This window comes from Pantoea sp. JZ2 (genome assembly GCF_035191405.1).
Taxonomy (GTDB): domain Bacteria; phylum Pseudomonadota; class Gammaproteobacteria; order Enterobacterales; family Enterobacteriaceae; genus Pantoea; species Pantoea stewartii.
Genome location: NZ_CP045247.1, coordinates 3,314,527 through 3,331,170, shown reverse-complemented (window position 1 = coordinate 3,331,170; position 16,644 = coordinate 3,314,527). Strand labels below are relative to the sequence as shown.

At 56.5% G+C, this 16,644-nt stretch carries 13 protein-coding genes; 11 read left to right on the top strand and 2 right to left on the bottom strand.

Features of this window, described 5'->3' with window-relative positions:
- Nucleotides 1-3 precede the first annotated feature (3 nt).
- Nucleotides 4-1,707: a D-lactate dehydrogenase gene (gene dld / locus GC087_RS15980; protein WP_324028696.1), complete on the bottom strand. Its 1,704-nt coding sequence runs from the start codon at nt 1,705-1,707 to the stop codon at nt 4-6.
- A 151-nt stretch (nt 1,708-1,858) separates the two neighbouring features.
- Between dld and bglX the strand changes: the two genes are divergently transcribed.
- From bglX to GC087_RS15940, 8 genes are all read left to right on the top strand, one after another.
- Nucleotides 1,859-4,156: a beta-glucosidase BglX gene (bglX, locus tag GC087_RS15975; RefSeq protein ID WP_033737709.1), complete on the top strand. Its 2,298-nt coding sequence runs from the start codon at nt 1,859-1,861 to the stop codon at nt 4,154-4,156.
- A 196-nt stretch (nt 4,157-4,352) separates the two neighbouring features.
- A complete protein-coding gene (locus GC087_RS15970) occupies nt 4,353-5,459 on the top strand; it encodes a suppressor of fused domain protein (protein ID WP_039341470.1) in 1,107 nt (368 codons plus the stop codon).
- 178 nt (nt 5,460-5,637) lie between these two features.
- Nucleotides 5,638-7,533 carry a methyl-accepting chemotaxis protein gene (locus tag GC087_RS15965; protein ID WP_058701065.1) on the top strand — a complete coding sequence of 632 codons (1,896 nt, stop codon included), beginning with the start codon at nt 5,638-5,640 and terminating at the stop codon, nt 7,531-7,533.
- A gap of 147 nt (nt 7,534-7,680) precedes the next feature.
- Nucleotides 7,681-8,214, top strand: a complete 534-nt coding sequence (gene idi, locus GC087_RS15960) for an isopentenyl-diphosphate Delta-isomerase (protein WP_033737707.1) — start codon at nt 7,681-7,683, stop codon at nt 8,212-8,214.
- A 231-nt stretch (nt 8,215-8,445) separates the two neighbouring features.
- On the top strand, nt 8,446-9,303 hold the full coding sequence (locus GC087_RS15955) for a glycine betaine ABC transporter substrate-binding protein OsmF (protein ID WP_050504735.1): 858 nt from the start codon (nt 8,446-8,448) through the stop codon (nt 9,301-9,303).
- Nucleotides 9,304-9,305: 2 nt separating this feature from the next.
- Nucleotides 9,306-10,481, top strand: a complete 1,176-nt coding sequence (locus GC087_RS15950; protein ID WP_058701064.1) for an ABC transporter permease — start codon at nt 9,306-9,308, stop codon at nt 10,479-10,481.
- Nucleotides 10,474-11,421: an ABC transporter ATP-binding protein gene (locus tag GC087_RS15945; RefSeq protein ID WP_058701063.1), complete on the top strand. Its 948-nt coding sequence runs from the start codon at nt 10,474-10,476 to the stop codon at nt 11,419-11,421. Before GC087_RS15950 ends, GC087_RS15945 begins: the two co-directional genes overlap by 8 nt.
- Nucleotides 11,409-12,140 (top strand): ABC transporter permease, encoded by a 732-nt coding sequence (locus GC087_RS15940; protein ID WP_033737703.1) that lies wholly within the window; start codon nt 11,409-11,411, stop codon nt 12,138-12,140. Before GC087_RS15945 ends, GC087_RS15940 begins: the two co-directional genes overlap by 13 nt.
- A 172-nt stretch (nt 12,141-12,312) precedes the next feature.
- Here GC087_RS15940 and GC087_RS15930 read toward each other — a convergent pair whose 3' ends face one another.
- Entirely contained in the window at nt 12,313-13,047 is a 735-nt protein-coding gene (locus tag GC087_RS15930; protein WP_006118575.1) for a MerR family transcriptional regulator, read from the bottom strand.
- A 147-nt stretch (nt 13,048-13,194) separates the two neighbouring features.
- On the opposite strand from GC087_RS15930, the gene GC087_RS15925 reads away from it, so the two are divergent.
- The 3 genes from GC087_RS15925 (at nt 13,195) to dinG (ending at nt 16,633) form a co-directional block, all read left to right on the top strand.
- Nucleotides 13,195-13,758 (top strand): helix-turn-helix domain-containing protein, encoded by a 564-nt coding sequence (locus tag GC087_RS15925; RefSeq protein ID WP_058701062.1) that lies wholly within the window; start codon nt 13,195-13,197, stop codon nt 13,756-13,758.
- Nucleotides 13,755-14,273: a GNAT family N-acetyltransferase gene (locus GC087_RS15920; RefSeq protein ID WP_058701061.1), complete on the top strand. Its 519-nt coding sequence runs from the start codon at nt 13,755-13,757 to the stop codon at nt 14,271-14,273. The genes GC087_RS15925 and GC087_RS15920 overlap by 4 nt, the downstream gene beginning before the upstream one ends.
- Before the next feature lie 197 nt (nt 14,274-14,470).
- A complete protein-coding gene (gene dinG / locus GC087_RS15915) occupies nt 14,471-16,633 on the top strand; it encodes an ATP-dependent DNA helicase DinG (RefSeq protein ID WP_324028695.1) in 2,163 nt (720 codons plus the stop codon).
- Nucleotides 16,634-16,644: the final 11 nt, after the last annotated feature.

Below are 16,644 nucleotides of genomic sequence, written 5' to 3'. Positions count from 1 at the left end.
GCGTCAGGGCTGCCTGACCGCCCAGCCTTTCAGCTTACTGGTTTTGCCAATACCGGGGTTAAAGCTGTTGGTCGGATCGAGCTGACGATAGAACGCGGCCAACTGCGGCTGGGCCTGATAGAGATGGCCGACGTTATGCTCTGCCGGATACTCCGCGCCGCGCGTCTTCAGAATCGCCAGCATTTGCGCTTTCAGGGCATGGACATCCACCCCTTTTTTAACGATGTAGTCCTGATGGAAGACATGGCAGAAAAAATGGCCGTAATACAGCTGATGACTGAGTGACTGCGTTATCCCGGCAGGCAGGGTTTCGAACCAGTCTCTGTCATTGCGGCGCAGCGCAATATCCAGCGCCAGAATATCTTCCACCTCTGTGGCGTGAACGGCGTGATAACGCACTGCCGCACCGGCAGCGGCAAAGCGGTGCAGGAAAGCGTGCGCGCCTTCTTTGCCTTCGCACTCAAAAAACTCTCCGCCACCTTCACGGAAAAACTCCCGCAGGTAGTTGCGCGCCTCTTCGACGCCGTCACCCGACATTTTCAGCATTAAATGATGCTGGTATTTATCGCGATACTGTTTCATGCGTTTCGGCAGATGCGCCGGAAACAGGCGACTCAGCCGTTGCAGCAGCCGGTCAGTCAGATGCGGTTTTATGAAAGACAGTTTATTAAGCCAGCCGTCAACCCGACCTTTAAGCGTAAAAAACAGGGGAATCTTGTCGGTGCCCAGCTTGTCAATCATCAGGAATGTATCTTTGCCGTACACTTCGGCGATATCGTAGATATCCCGGTGCATATATTCCGCGGCAACGGGCAGGTTTTTAAAATGGGCCAGCATATGGCAGCGCAGGTCGCTGAGCACGGCGGCATCGTTAGTGCCAATATAGAACACCTGCTGCTGCGGTTCCTGCTCAAATGTGTCCAGGCGTACCGCGAAAACCGCCAGCTTGCCTGCGCAGCCGGACGCTTCAAACAGACGACGGGCATCCGCGTTAAAACGGGCGGGCGTATCGGCATTCACATCGCGCACGCGGTCAGCATAATCATGATCGGACGCGTGACGGCCATCATGCAGGACATCGTCCGGCTGCCAGCGATCGTCATCCAGACGTCCCAGAATCTCTTCCGGCGAGGTGCCCAGGTCAATGCCCAGATGATTGACCAGCTTCAGTCGCCCCTGGGCATCAATCTGAGCAAACAGCGCCATTTCACTGTAGGCCGGGCCGCGTTTGATCAGCGAGCCGCCAGAGTTATTACAGATGCCACCCAGCACCGACGCACCAATACAGGAAGATCCAATCACCGAGTGCGGCTCACGGCCCAGCGGCTTCAGGATCTTTTCCAGTTGATACAGGGTACTGCCCGGAAAGGCCAGGACCTGTCGGCCCTTATCAATGAGCTGTAGCTTATCCAGCTTCAGTGTGCTGATAATCACCAACGGACGATCGTAGTCGTCGCCCTGCGGCGTCGAGCCTTCGGTCAGGCCGGTATTGGCCGCCTGCATCAAAATGATTGCATCCGCAGCGACCAGCGTTTGTAGTACGCGCCACAGCTCCAGCAGCGTAGCCGGAAACACCACGGCCAGCGCCTCGCCTTCACCAGAACGAAAGCCTTTACGATAGCGAGCCGTGTGCGCGGCCTCAGTCAGAATGTTACTTGTGCCAACCAGACGGCGCAGATCGGCAATCAGGACAGACGATGTCATCATGGGCAATTCCCTTGTCGTATGCATGCGTCCTTACTGTAGCACGTCAGTTGCGTCGGGCGCAGTGTGATAGCCGCAGGCGACATGCTATGCTCTGATGATGCCATCCTGCATTTAGTCGATATTGCGCAGTTACTTAAGAGAACCCAACCCGATGAAATGGATTTGCGCTGTTAGCCTCGCTGTTTCCCTTGCGCTGCAACCTGCACTGGCCGGGGAGCCCACCGTTCAGCATCCGATGACCGAAAAGGCGCGTGATGCCTACGTCAATAATCTGCTTAAAAAGATGACGCTGGATGAGAAAATTGGCCAGTTGCGTTTAATTAGCGTGGGACCGGATACGCCAAAAGAAGCCGTGCGTGAGATGATCCACAAGGGGCAGGTGGGCGCGATTTTTAATACAGTTACGCGCCCGGATATCCGGGCGATGCAGGATCAGGTGATGCAGCTCAGCCGGCTGAAAATTCCGCTGTTTTTCGCCTATGACGTCGTGCACGGTCAGCGGACGATTTTCCCGATTCCGCTGGCGTTAGCCTCCAGCTGGGATCTGGATGCCGTTAAAGAGGTTGGGCGCATTTCAGCTTATGAAGCGGCAGACGATGGGTTAAATATGACCTGGGCGCCGATGGTTGACGTCAGCCGGGAGCCGCGCTGGGGACGCGTGTCCGAAGGCTTCGGCGAGGACACCTATTTAACGTCCGAAATGGGACGCACCATGGTGAAAGCGATGCAGGGCAAAAGCCCGGCAGACCGCTACAACATTATGACCAGCGTTAAGCACTTTGCGCTGTACGGCGCGGTTGAAGGCGGACGGGATTACAACACCGTGGACATGAGTCCGCAACGCATGTTCCAGGACTATCTGCCGCCGTATAAAGCCTCTCTGGATGCCGGCAGCGGCGGCGTCATGGTGGCACTCAACTCCATTAATGGTGTGCCCGCCACGGCCGACAGCTGGCTGCTGAAAGATCTGCTGCGTCGTGACTGGAAATTTAAAGGGATCACCATCAGCGACCACGGTGCGATCAAAGAGTTGATTAAACATGGCGTGGCGAGCGATCCTCAGGATGCGGTGCGTATTGCCCTCAAATCCGGTGTCGATATGAGTATGAGCGATGAATATTACAGCAAATACTTACCGGACCTGGTGAAACGCGGCATCGTCAGTCGGGCGGAAATCGACGATGCGGCGCGCCACGTGCTTAACGTGAAATACGACATGGGGCTGTTTAACGATCCCTATAGTCATCTGGGGCCGAAAGAGAGCGATCCCCAGGACACCAATGCGGAAAGCCGCCTGCATCGTCCCGAAGCCCGGGATGTGGCACGCAAAAGTATGGTGCTGCTGAAAAACCGCCTGAATACGTTACCGCTGAAAAAATCCGGCACCATTGCCTTGATCGGGCCGCTGGCAGACAGCCAGCGCGATATCATGGGCAGCTGGTCAGCGGCAGGTGTCGCGAAACAGTCTGTTTCGCTGTTGCAGGGGATGCAAAATGCGACGCAGGGTAAAGCGACGCTGCTGTATGCCAAAGGATCCAACGTGTCAGACAACAAAGGTATTCAGGACTTCCTGAATATGTATGAACCTGCCATCGTCGTCGATCCGCGCTCCGCACAGGCCATGATCGATGAGGCGGTAGAGAAGGCAAAACAGGCAGATGTCGTCGTGGCCGCCGTGGGGGAAGCGCAGGGCATGGCGCACGAAGCGTCCAGCCGTAGCGATCTGATGATTCCACCTGCGCAGCAAAAATTACTGGCTGCGCTGAAGGCAACAGGCAAGCCGCTGGTCATCGTACTGATGAACGGTCGTCCATTGGCGCTGGTCAACGAAGATCGTATGGCCGATGCCATGCTGGAAACCTGGTTCAGCGGGACAGAAGGGGGCAATGCCATTGCGGATGTGCTGTTTGGCGATTACAACCCGTCCGGCAAGCTGCCGATGTCCTTCCCGCGTTCCGTGGGACAAATTCCCATCTATTACAACCATCTGCCGACCGGCCGGCCTTATAACTTTGCCAAGCCAAACAAGTACACGTCCCATTATTACGATGCGGAAAATGGCCCGCTCTATCCGTTTGGTTACGGCCTGAGCTATACCACGTTTACCGTGTCGCCGGTGACGCTGTCCGCTGAAACCATGCCGCACAACGGCAGTGTTGAAGCCAGCGTGACCGTAACAAACAGCGGTAAAGTTGACGGGGCCACGGTCGTCCAGCTGTACCTGAACGATCCGGTAGCCAGCATGAGCCGGCCGGTAAAAGAGCTGCACGGGTTCAAACGGATCATGCTTAAAGCCGGGGAGTCGCAGAAAGTGACCTTCAGGATTGACGTTGATGCACTGAAATTCTGGAATCAGCAGATGAAACACGTTGCTGAACCGGGCAAATTTAACGTCATGATTGGTCTGGACTCAGTACGCACCCAGAACGCCCAGTTTACCTATCAGTAAGCCCCGGCACGAACCGCGCGTCCGGTTCGTGCTGATTAACGCTTCCCCGTTCCGGGGAAGCGCATCCCGTTTCTGCTTCAGCCATCCTGCCCGGACCTCCCCACTTTGAGAGTTTTACCCTTGTCTGACATGGCGACAGGCATGATCCTGCTCTATCCTCGGGGAAAATGGATTCCTCAAGCACGAATGAGGCGCTATGACGTACCAAACACTGATTGCCGAAGCCCACAATCAGCAGCGCACCCTGACGGCCATTGTCGAACAGGATGCGCGTACTGCTTATTTCTATATCTGGCCCACTGACCTGTTTCGTAGCCAGTTTGCGGTGCGGGGCTGCTGGTTACGTAACCTCCTGCCCGCGCCGGTTGAGGACGATCACCAGGCGATGGCGCAGGGCATTGCCCCCCTGTTAAGTGCCGAATACTGTCGTAACCTGGAAGCGGAGCCGCCGCTGGATCCGGCCGGGCTGCAAATACTCTGGGAACCGGGCGACGCGGGCGCAGCACTCTGGTACTACGGTCAGCTTCTTGCCGTGATCCCGGGCTGGAGTCTTTATCAGGATAAGCAGGTCAGTTTTTCTGCAGGCTGTATTAAAAAGAACCGGCTGACCGCACCCCTGGGTTCGGCGTCCACTAACCATTATTACGCCCTGGCCGAACAGCAACGGCAGTTCTGGCGTGAATGGCATGACGGCAGCGAATGGGACAAGGTACAGCAGGATCTGATGACCTGTTATCAGGCACAGTTTGGCGAGTCGGTAAAATACTACGCGATCGATCAAGGCAACTGGCCGCCAATGGCGCTGTCGCAGCATTATCACAACGGCATCTGGTATTTTCTGACGCTGGGGATGAGTATTCGTCCCATGCCGCAGGTGGATTTTCTGTTTGATGAACTGGCACCGCACTATCGCCGGGCAGAGCTGGGGATGGCTGTTGATGGCGAGGTGATGACGGAGAGCAATGCGGTGCAAATGGCCAGTGCGCTGGCAGAATTTGTGCATTTACCATGGGCGCGCCTCACCTGGCTCGGCGAAGGCCATACGCTGGCTTCGGAAGTGGCTCCTGTGGGATTTGAAAGCTATCTGTTAGCCAACGAGCTGGCACCGGAAAGCGCGCAGTTTGTCCTGCCGAGGCGCGATGGCGACAGGCCAACGTTACTGTGGGCCACGCCGGTAACCGAAGCGGAGCGTCAGTTTGCTCAGGCTGAACCCCAGGGCGGGCAACAACTGCGTGAACGCCTTTCCGCTGGCGGAAATACCCATATTTTCCGGCCACGCGAGCAGGTCGTCGAGGCGGGATAAGCCGCGCAATCGGGTGCCGCCTGCCGCCAGGGGTAAGAAAGTTACGCACCTGGCGCAATTAAATATCTTTATTGTTAAATGACTTGTTAAATTTGTGATCTAGTCTACTCAAGTTCCCCTTTGCTGTGCCGTTAACCCGGATCAGGCAATGGCGCCACAAAAGGTCAGGGGAACAATGATGTTAAAGACCACGCAATCCCGCTTCACCGCAACACTTATCGGCTTCTTTGTTGCGTTAATGTTGGTCACTATCTGGGTAATTAATCAGTTTGTTGCGCCTCAACTGGTGGAAAATGAAAGCCGCCTGATTCGTTATCAGGTGGATTCACTGGCTACCGGCATTGTTGAGCAAATGAACCGTGTGCAGGCGCAGCAACGCGCCATCACCGAGGCTGCGGCCGTCATCGACAGCGCGGCGATCGACACCTTATTACCGGCGCTGGTCAACCAGTATCAGGACAGCAACGTCTTTGGCGGCGGTATCTGGCCCTTACCTAATCGTCGCGAAGCCGGAAAAGAGAGAGACAGCAGCTTTTTCGCGCGTGATGCCAGCAATAAGCTGCAGGTGAATACCTACTGGAACTCTGAGGCGGCTGACAAGTACTGGGAGCAGCCCTGGTACAAAGACGGGATGGCTGCACCAAAAGGGCAGTGCGCCTGGGCTAAGGCTTATCAGGATGCCGCCAGCCCACAGCCGCGTACCAACTGTGCGATGGCCATCTACCGCGACGGTTCCATCTGGGGCGTCTCAACCATCGACGTTACGTTGGGTTTTTTCAACCAACTGGCTAAAAAAATGGGCGAGGCGATTCATGGAGACGTACTGATCGTTGAGTCTGACGGCAAAGTGGTCGGCAACGCAGCGCTGGCGAACGGTACGCCGAAACTTGAGAACCTGAGCGATCTGCAGAATCCAATGGCTGGGCCATTGAAAACCCTGCTGGCTCACGCAGGCACCCAGCCGACAGAAACCACTTACAATAGTCATGACGGTGAACAGACGCTGTTTTTACAGGCTATTCCGGGCAGCCCGTGGTATCTGGCCAGTAGCGTTCCGAGCAGCCTCCTGAAAGCACAGTCCCACAACATGCTGATGCGTCTGGGCCTGGTACAGATCCCGCTGGCAGTTATTCTGTTACTGGTGCTGTTAGGCTTTGTCCGCGCGATGATGAAGCGTCTGAGAATGCTGAATCAAAATATTGAAGCCTTGTCGACAGGCGGTGCGGATTTGACCCAGCGCCTGCCGGCCAGCAACAGCCCGGAATTCAACGCGGTGGCACAGAGCTTCAATAATTTTATCAGCTACCTGCAAGGGTTAATGCAGCAGGTTGGCAGCAGCGCACTGGCCATTTCAGCCGCATCACGTGAAATTGCCAGCGGTAATACGAATCTGTCGTCACGGACGGAAGATCAGGCCAGCTCGATTGTTGAGACCGCGGCCTCAATGGAACAGCTGACCGGCACCGTGCGTCAGAACGCCGATAACGCCACACATGCGAACCAGCTGGCCGGTGAGGCGTCACAGGTGGCGGCACGTGGCACAGAGGTGGTTCGGCAGGTCGTCAGCACCATGGGTGAAATCCATCACTCTTCACGTAAAGTCGTGGATATCATTAGCGTGATCGACAGCATTGCCTTCCAGACCAATATCCTGGCGCTGAACGCCGCCGTTGAAGCGGCGCGTGCCGGAGAACAGGGCCGGGGCTTTGCCGTGGTGGCATCAGAAGTCCGTAACCTGGCGCAACGTTCCGCTAACTCCGCCCGTGAGATCAAAAAACTCATCGAAGAGTCCGTAGCCAATATCGATGCGGGTAGCCAGTTGGTCGAGCAGGCCGGGCAGACGATGGACGAACTGGTGCAGGGCGTCAGCAGCGTGACCACGCTGATGAGCGAGATTATGGCGGCCAGCCGTGAGCAGAGCATGGGCATTGAGCAGGTCAACGTGGCCATCAACCAGCTAGACAGCACCACGCAGCAAAACGCCGTGCTGGTTGAAGAAGTCTCCTCAGCCGCCCAGGCGATGGAAGCGCAAAGTCTGCAACTGGAACAGGTTGTGAAAAGCTTTAAACTGTAACGCCCATCGGGCCAGCCTCCGCTGGCCCGACATTTTTGCCGATCGGCTTCACCCTCTGACAGATTTGTGCATAAACAGCACAATTTTATCCCCTCAACCTCGCCGATCTTGTGCCAGAATGATGAGGAACACATTCAAGGAATCCTCATGTCTGCTATTGAAGTCATCCTCGTCGACCATCTTGATCGCCCCACTGGCAAAATGGAAAAGCTGGAAGTACATGAAAAAGGATTACTGCACCGTGCCGTGACGGTGTATGTTTTTAACGCCCGTCAGGAATTGCTGCTTCAGCGTCGCGCCAGCGATAAATACCATTGCGGCGGCCTCTGGAGTAATACCTGCTGCGGCCATCCTTATCCTCATGAGTCGACTAAAGACGCGGCTGAACGTCGGTTACGTGAAGAAATGGGCATGACCTTGTCGCTGACGCCGATCTTCGAACTGAGCTACAACCTGCCCCTGAGTAATGGTCTGACAGAGCATGAATACGGCCATGTGTTTTTTGCGCTCAGCGATGAGCTGCCCCAGCTTAATCCGCAGGAGGCCGACGCTTTCGACTACCGTTCGATGCAGGATATCGCCCGGCAAATGCAGCAGCAGCCGCAGCAGTTTACGCCCTGGTTTCTTCATACGTTCCCGCGTATTCCTGCCTACCTTGAGCATTTCACTTTCCCGGCATAACGATCTCGCCCTGGCTGATGTGGTCAGGGCCGGTTTCGTCACAAAACCCATCGCGCAACGCTGTTGCCAGGCTACGCTTTTATTGCAATGAATAAAAACGGTGGGGTGCCCGTGCGCGTTTCGCAGTGCTGACAACCAACGGCGACTCCAGGTGAATAACGTGATAAGGAAAGCAACATGGCAACTATTCGCGGTTGGGCGGGCATCGGTGCAGTAGTGTTTAGTCTCGGGATGGCGCATGCGGCCGAACCGGTTCGTGTCGGTTCCAAGATTGATACCGAAGGCTCACTGTTGGGAAATGTGATTCTGCTGGTGCTGGAAAAGCATGGTGTCAAAACCGTGAATAAAATCCAGTTGGGCGCCACCCAAGTGGTACGCGGTGCCATTACGGCGGGGGAACTGGATATCTACCCGGAATACACCGGTAATGGCGCGTTCTTTTTTAACGACGAAAAAGACAGTGCCTGGAAGAATGCCCGTCAGGGTTATGAGAAGGTCAAAAAGCTGGATGCAGAGAAAAATCACCTGATCTGGCTGACGCCCGCGCCCGCCAATAACACCTGGACCATTGCGGTGCGCAATGATGTGGCCGAAAAAAATCAGCTTAATTCACTACAGGACCTGAGCGCTTATCTCAAAAAAGGCGGTACGTTTAAGCTGGCTGCCTCGGCGGAATTTATTGAACGCAGCGATGCGTTGCCGGCCTTTGAAAAAGCCTATGACTTTACGCTTAAGCAGGATCAACTGTTATCGCTGGCAGGCGGCGATACGGCGGTGACTATCGGTGCGGCCGCCCAGCAAACCTCCGGGGTAAATGCGGCCATGGCCTACGGCACGGATGGCCCGGTTGCCGCGCTGGGCCTGAAAACCCTGAGCGATCCCAAAGGCGTGCAGCCCATCTATGCGCCCACACCCGTTGTACGTGAAGCAGTGCTCAAAGCCTATCCGCAAATGGATGCCTGGCTAAAACCGGCGTTCAGTGCACTTGACGAAAAGACATTGCAACAGCTCAACGCCAAAATTGCTGTGGAAGGGCAGGATGCCAGCAGTGTGGCAAAAGCGTGGCTGCAACAGCAAAAGCTGCTGTAACGGTGTCGCTTACGCGGTCGGTCATCAACTGGCCCTGGCGACAGCCTGTGGCTCTGGTCCTTGTTTTGCTCCTGAGTCTGGTGCTGGGCGGGCTGCCGTTTGTCATTGTGGCGGCCAACCGGCTGGTCAGCGGCCAGTCCCTGATGCTCTGGCAAACCGCACACGGCAGCCTGGTGCTCCCGCTGTGGCTGATGCTGGTGGCACTGTTATGGATACGATCGTCTTCCCTGCGCAGCGCCCTGCAATTCCTCACCGCCGCCCTGCTGTTGGCGGCGCTGACTGGCGTGTGCGGCGATCAGGCAACATGGGTGGCGGAGCAGGGTAGCCGGCTCGCGCGTACCCGGTTTGCCAGCGGCATGTGGTGTGCAAGTGCCATTACGCTACTGCTCATCACGGATACGGTGCGTCAGTTAACCAAACATAAGCGCTGGCAGCTCGTGCTGAATCTGTCGGTCTGGATCATCCCTCTGTTTCTGCTGTTCAGCGGTCAACTTTCACAGCTGTCTCTGCTTAAAGAATATGCCAGTCGTGAGGCGGTGTTCGATGCCGCTTTACTGCGCCATCTGACGTTATTAGTCGGCACCGTTCTGCCTGCCTTACTCATCGCGTTGCCGCTTGGCATAGCGCTCTACCGACGGCCTGGCTGGCAAAGCAGTGTGTTTGGCGTACTGAATGTCGTTCAGACAGTGCCCTCAGTGGCGTTGTTTGGTTTACTGATTGCCCCGCTGGCGGCGCTGGCAAAACGTGTTCCCCTGGCAGGTGAATGGGGCATCAGCGGCATTGGGATGGCGCCCGCGATCATCGCCCTGGTGCTCTATGCGCTGTTGCCGCTTGTGCGCAATGTGGTGACCGGTCTGCAACAGGTGCCTCCGGACGTGCGCGAAACTGCGCGCGGCATGGGACTGAGCCGCCGCCAGCAGTTCCTTGCCGTTGACGTCCCCCTGGCGTTGCCAGTGTGGCTGGCAGGATTACGTGTGGTGGTGGTGCAGACGCTGGGCATGGCGGTGATCGCGGCGCTGATTGGCGCAGGCGGATTCGGCGCCATTATTTTCCAGGGATTGCTGAGCAATGCGCTGGATCTGGTGCTGTTAGGCGTGATCCCGGTCATTGCGCTGGCGGTCGTGCTGGATGCGTTATTTCGGGTAGTGATAGCCCTGCTGGAGCGAAGCGATGATTGAGTTTGAGCGCGTCACAAAATACTTTGCGGGCCAGGCGGCGGTGAAAAATCTTTCTCTGACGCTTGCCGAGGGAAGCTTTAGCGTTCTGTTGGGTACGTCGGGTTCCGGCAAGTCGACCACGCTGAAAATGATTAACCGGCTGGTGGAGTACGATCAGGGCGATATTCGCTTTCGGGGGACGTCGATTCGTCAGCTGGATGCGCAGGCCCTGCGCCGACAAATGGGCTATGCGATTCAGTCGACGGGGTTATTTCCCCACTGGACGATCGAAAAGAATATTGCCACGGTGCCCGCCTTGCTTGGCTGGCCGAATGCACGCCGCCAGGCACGAATTGCGGAACTCATCACGCTACTGAATTTGGATCCGGCCTTATTGCGTCGCTATCCGCATCAGCTTTCCGGCGGGCAGCAGCAGCGCGTCGGGGTTGCCCGGGCGCTGGCAGCCGATCCCCAGGTGTTACTGATGGATGAACCGTTTGGTGCATTGGATCCGGTAACGCGCAGCGCGCTACAACAGGAAATGTTACGTATCCATCAGGTCTCCGGCTGCACGATTGTGTTGGTGACGCATGATATTGATGAAGCCCTGACGCTGGCCGACAACATCGTGCTGCTCCATGACGGTGAGATCGTTCAGCAGGGGAAACCGCTGACGTTGCTGACCCGGCCAGGCAACGATTTTGTCCGGGATTTTTTTGGCCGCAGTGAAAGAGGACTGCGGCTACTGGCGCTCGGACAGGTCGGCAGCGTGGTGCGTCATGGCGAATGGCTGGAAGCAGAACCGCTCAGGGCAGATCTGACGTTACGTGAGGCGCTGTCGCAGTTTATCAGTCGCGGCACCGATAAATTGCCGGTAGTCGATGGCGATCGCCGCCCGCTTGGTGTGCTTCACTTCGCTGACCTGCTGCATCATGCGGAGACGGGCCGATGCGACGGTTAGCCGATCCGCTGCTGTGGCTGGTGCTGCTCTATCTGGGTCTGCTCTGGGCGATGCCCTACAGTGGCCCGCTGTTTGCCGCCTGGTTTCCTGAACTTGCGCGCCCACTCTACCAGCAGGACAGTTTCTGGCAACTCACCCTGGCGCACCTGTTTTTAGTGGTCGTAGCCAGTCTGCTGGCAACCGTTATCGGCGTCGGCTGTGGCGTGCTGGCGACGCGTCGCAGTGGTCGCGCTTTCCGCCCTCTGCTGGAAACCATTGCGGCAGCCGGTCAGACCATCCCGCCTGTGGCCGTGCTGGCCATTGCGATCCCGGTGATGGGATTTGGCGCCTGGCCCGCGATCGTGGCATTACTGCTCTATGGTTTGCTGCCCATCCTTCAGGGCACCTTAGCAGGGCTGGACAACGTGCCTGCCAGCAGCCGGGAGATTGCCGTAGGGGTGGGAATGAGCCGTTGGCAGCGCTTATGGCAGGTGGAGCTCGCCCTGGCCGCGCCGGTGATTATTGCGGGAATGCGCACGTCGGTGATTATCAATATCGGTACGGCAGCCATCGCCTCTACCGTAGGGGCAAAAAGCTTGGGATCGCCCATCATTATTGGATTAAGCGGCTTTAATACCGCCTATGTGCTGCAGGGCGCTTTACTGGTCGCACTGTTGGCGATTGTCTGTGATCGCCTGTTTGAACGGCTACAGCGCAGATTTAGCGTGAATGGACGATGAGCGAATAGCCAACCAGCATCAGCCCACTGGTTCCGCCAAGCGCCAGAATAGCAAACAGCGTGGCGAAAAAGGTTTTTTTCCAATTCATAAATAACCTGAAGGTGTTGATGTGAAGGCGGGGATGATAGCGCGCGCAAGGCAGCCGTCATAGTGCCGAGCGTGCGTTTTTGTGTCAGTGAGCCTCATGCAAAAGAACAGAGAATCCCTGCTCCTGCCAGTGCGACAGTTGTTCCTGCTGACGACGCGTCAGTTTTTTCCCCGTAAAAACAAACATATTCAGCCCGGGAAACAGCTCCGGTCGCGGAACATCCAGCGGTTCTGACAGCACATCAATCCGCCAGCCATGCTGGGATAACCGCCAGCCTTCCAGCCAGATGCGGGTTCGATCCTCAATGCCCCAGCCAATGATCAGCGCTTCCTTGCCTGCCTTTTTGCGATTACTGGCAAGACAGAACGCCACATAGTCGATCAGAATGCCGTCCAGCAGGCTGCACATCGTGCGGGCCGTATTCTGATCAAGGCTGAGTTTTTGCCTTACGGGCATAAAAACATGATCGATCAACGAATCGACTGCATATTCGCGACCAATTAAGGCGATTTTATTGCGTAGCTTTGCCGGTCTTACATGGCGCAGTATGCTGATAAGCTCGTCCTGCATGGCCGTCCAGCCATCATGCGTATCAACATCGCCGCCTTCCAGTAGGGCTTTTACCTTGCCTACCGGGACTCCACTCTCAATCCAGCGCATAATTTCCTGGATGCGCTGAACATCTTCTTCATCGAACTGTCGATGACCGCCTTCAGTACGTTGTGGTTTCAATAATCCATAACGTCGTTGCCAGGCGCGTAAGGTAACCGGATTTATGCCACAGCGCTCGGCGACGTCGCCGATACTGTATAAGGTCATATTTACCTCTTTCACTGACCTGAATGAAACCACCATAGCGAAGCCTGTTAAGTTGTACAACCAATTTTTAAATGTACAACTTGACGGCTGCGCTTAAATGGTGTCCTATCTCATTTATGAGAATTAAATTTCATAATAGAGATAAAAATGGCTGCTGATAATACTGAACAACGCCTCGCGGCTCGCCTGGCAGAACTGCGCATAAAACAGGGCTGGTCACTGGATGAGTTATCCACCGCAACAGGCATTAGCCGGGCAACATTATCGCGTATTGAGCGCGCTGAAACCAGTCCAACCGCTGCTCTCCTGAACCGCTTATGCGTCGCTTACAGTTTAACAATGTCACGCCTGTTGAGCGAAGTTGAAGAAGGTAACGATCTGCTGATTCCGCGCGATCGCCAACCGGTCTGGCAGGACGAAGCCAGCGGTTTTATTCGCCGTAACGTATCGCCGCCTGCGGCCACCTTCCGATGTGAGCTTATTGAGGGAACGCTGCGACCGGGTGCCCGTATTGATTATAATGCGCCGCCCGTGCAGGGCATGGAGCAGCACATCTGGCTGCGACAAGGGCAACTGACGGTAACGATGGGCGCGCAGAGCTGGACACTCGGTGCGGGCGACAGCCTGCGTTTCCATCTTACGGGCGCATCCGGCTTTCAGGCGCATCTGACTGAGGGTGCGCGTTACCTGCTGGTGGTATGTAAACCATGACACTCTATGAATCACTCAGCGCCGGTGCGGCGCACCAGGCGTTAAGCGAGCTGGTCGAGGTTTTACAGGCCTGTGTCGCCGACGGGGCCAGCGTCGGGTTTATCGATCCCGATGACCGGGCGGCCATTCATCAGTTCTGGCAACGTCAGCTTGCCGGACTGGAACAGGGCCAAAGTGAGCTGCTGGTCGCCCGTCAGCATGGCATGGTTGTCGCGACGGTTATGCTGAACGCGAGCGCAATGCCGAATGGCCGACACCGGGCCGAGATCAGTAAATTATTAGTGCATCCCCGCGCGCGGCGGCAGGGCATTGCACGCCAGTTAATGCAGCAGGCAGAGCAGCGGGCACGCCAGCAGGGGAAACGCTTACTGGTGCTGGACACGCGGCGTGGCGATGTCGCCAGCGAGCTTTACCTGGCGCTGAACTGGCAGGTGGCCGGATTTATTCCTCTCTATGCGGAATCCATTCACGGTGAGATGGACGCGACCACGGTGATGTTTAAGCTGCTGACGTAGCGGATGTGCTGCGAGAGTGCGCCGGGTCAACGGGATCGGCAATCAGACATGCACTGCGCCGCGCGGTTTGTCCGGTGCTCAGCCCGCTCGCCTCGCCGCCCGTTTCTGAAGCGGGCACGAAAAAACAGACCTGAAAGCTGACGACACCGCAATACTGTGTAAAAATACAGGCCAATGAGTAACACGGTAATCTAAACATGGCCCTGACAGCAGCAATAAAAAGCCAGATAGCACAGTGGTACAAAGCGCTGCAGCAACAGGTGCCCGATTTTATTCCTCGCCCGGCCCAGCGTCAGATGATTGCTGAGGTGGCAAAATGCCTGTCGGGTGATGACGGTCGTCACCTGGCCGTGGAAGCGCCTACGGGCGTGGGCAAAACCCTTTCTTATCTGATCCCCGGTATCGCCGTCAGCCGTGCCGAAGAGAAACGGCTGGTGATCAGCACGGCCAACGTGGCCTTGCAGGATCAAATCTTCAGCAAAGACTTGCCGTTGCTGAAAAAAATCATTCCGGATTTAACCTTTACAGCGGCCTTTGGGCGGGGACGTTACATCTGCCCGCGTAACCTGGCTGCGCTGGTGGCGGATGATCATCAGCAGGCTGATTTGCTGTTCTACCTGGATGATGACGCGGTCAGCAGCACCAAAGACGAGCAGATCCTGTGCGGACGGCTGCAAAAGTCACTCGATCGCCATCAGTGGGATGGCCTGCGCGATCACAGCGATGAAAACGTCAGCGACAGCCTGTGGCAGCGCCTGTCGACGGATAAAGCCAGTTGTCTGGGCGTGCATTGTCGCTGGTATCGGGAGTGTCCGTTTTTTATCGCGCGACGTGAAATCGAGCAGGTCGATGTGGTGGTCGCCAACCACGCGCTGGTGATGGCGGCAATGGAAAATGAATCGGTATTGCCGCCCGCCAAAAACCTGATGCTGGTGGTGGATGAAGGCCACCATCTGCCTGACGTGGCGCGGGATGCGCTGGAGATGAGCGCGGATATTACGCCGGGCTGGACCAGCCTGCAGCTCGATCTGTTTGTCAAACTGGTCGAGGCGATAATGAGTCAGATGCGGCCCAAGTCGCCGCCTCCGCTGGCCAGTTCTGAACGCCTGAAAGCGCACTGTGATGAACTGCGCGAGTTACTGACCGTGATAAGCGATGCATTAAGTCCGCTGTTACCCGCGCATAATCAGCCCGGCGAGTTTCGCTTTGTACTGGGCGCGTTGCCGGAGGATGTGCTGGCGCTGTGCGCGCGTCTGTTTAAGCTGAGCGATGCGCTGCGCGGGCTGGCAGAGGGACTGATCAACGCGCTGAGTGAACAAACCGGCAGCGTTGATCTGGTCCGTCTGCATCGCAATTTATTGCAGCTTAACCGCCACTTTGGCTGGTTTGAATCGGTCAGCAAACTGTGGCGGCTGGCCGCGATGGAGAAAGCCTCTGGCGCACCCGTCTCCAAATGGATTACCCGCGAGCTGCGTGAGGGGCAGGCACATCTCTTGTTTCACTGCGCAGGCATTCGCGTCTGCGATCAACTGGAAAAAATGCTGTGGCGGAAAATCCCGCATGTGGTGGTGACCTCTGCGACACTGCGCTCATTAAACAGTTTTACCCGCCTGCAGGAGATGTCCGGGCTGAATGAAAAGGCCGGGGACCGCTTCGTGGCGCTGGACTCGCCGTTCAGCCACGTCGACCAGGGTAAGCTCGTTATCCCGCAGATGCGCTACGAGCCGCTGATGGCGAATGAAGCAGCCCATATCGCCGAGATGGCGGCCTTTTTTCGCCAGCAAATGCAGACCGATAAACACAAAGGCATTCTGGTCCTCTTTGCCAGCGGTCGGGCCATGCAGCAATTTGTCGAGGCGTTGCCCGAGTTGCGCCTGATGATGCTGGTGCAGGGCGATCAACCGCGTAGCCGGCTGATCGCCCTGCACCGTAAGCGGATAGAACAGGGCGAAACCAGCATTCTGATTGGTTTGCAGTCCTTTGCCGAGGGGCTGGATTTAAAAGGCGAGCTGCTCAGCCAGGTGCACATTCATAAAATCGCTTTCCCGCCCATAGACAGTCCGGTAATTTTAACCGAGGGAGAGTGGCTAAAAAGTCTCAAACGCTATCCGTTTGAAGTGCAAAGCCTGCCCAGCGCCTCCTTTACGTTAATTCAGCAGGTCGGGCGCTTAATTCGCAGCCACCAGTGCTATGGCGAAATCGTGATTTACGATCGCCGTCTGCTGAGCAAAGCTTACGGTGCCCGGCTGTTAGCCGCGTTGCCCGTGTTCGCCATTGAACAACCGGTGACGCCTGAGCCTGAAGCCCTGAAGGCCCGATCCAAACCTGGCGCGCGCAAACCGCGTGCGACGCGGCGTTAAGTCGGTACCAC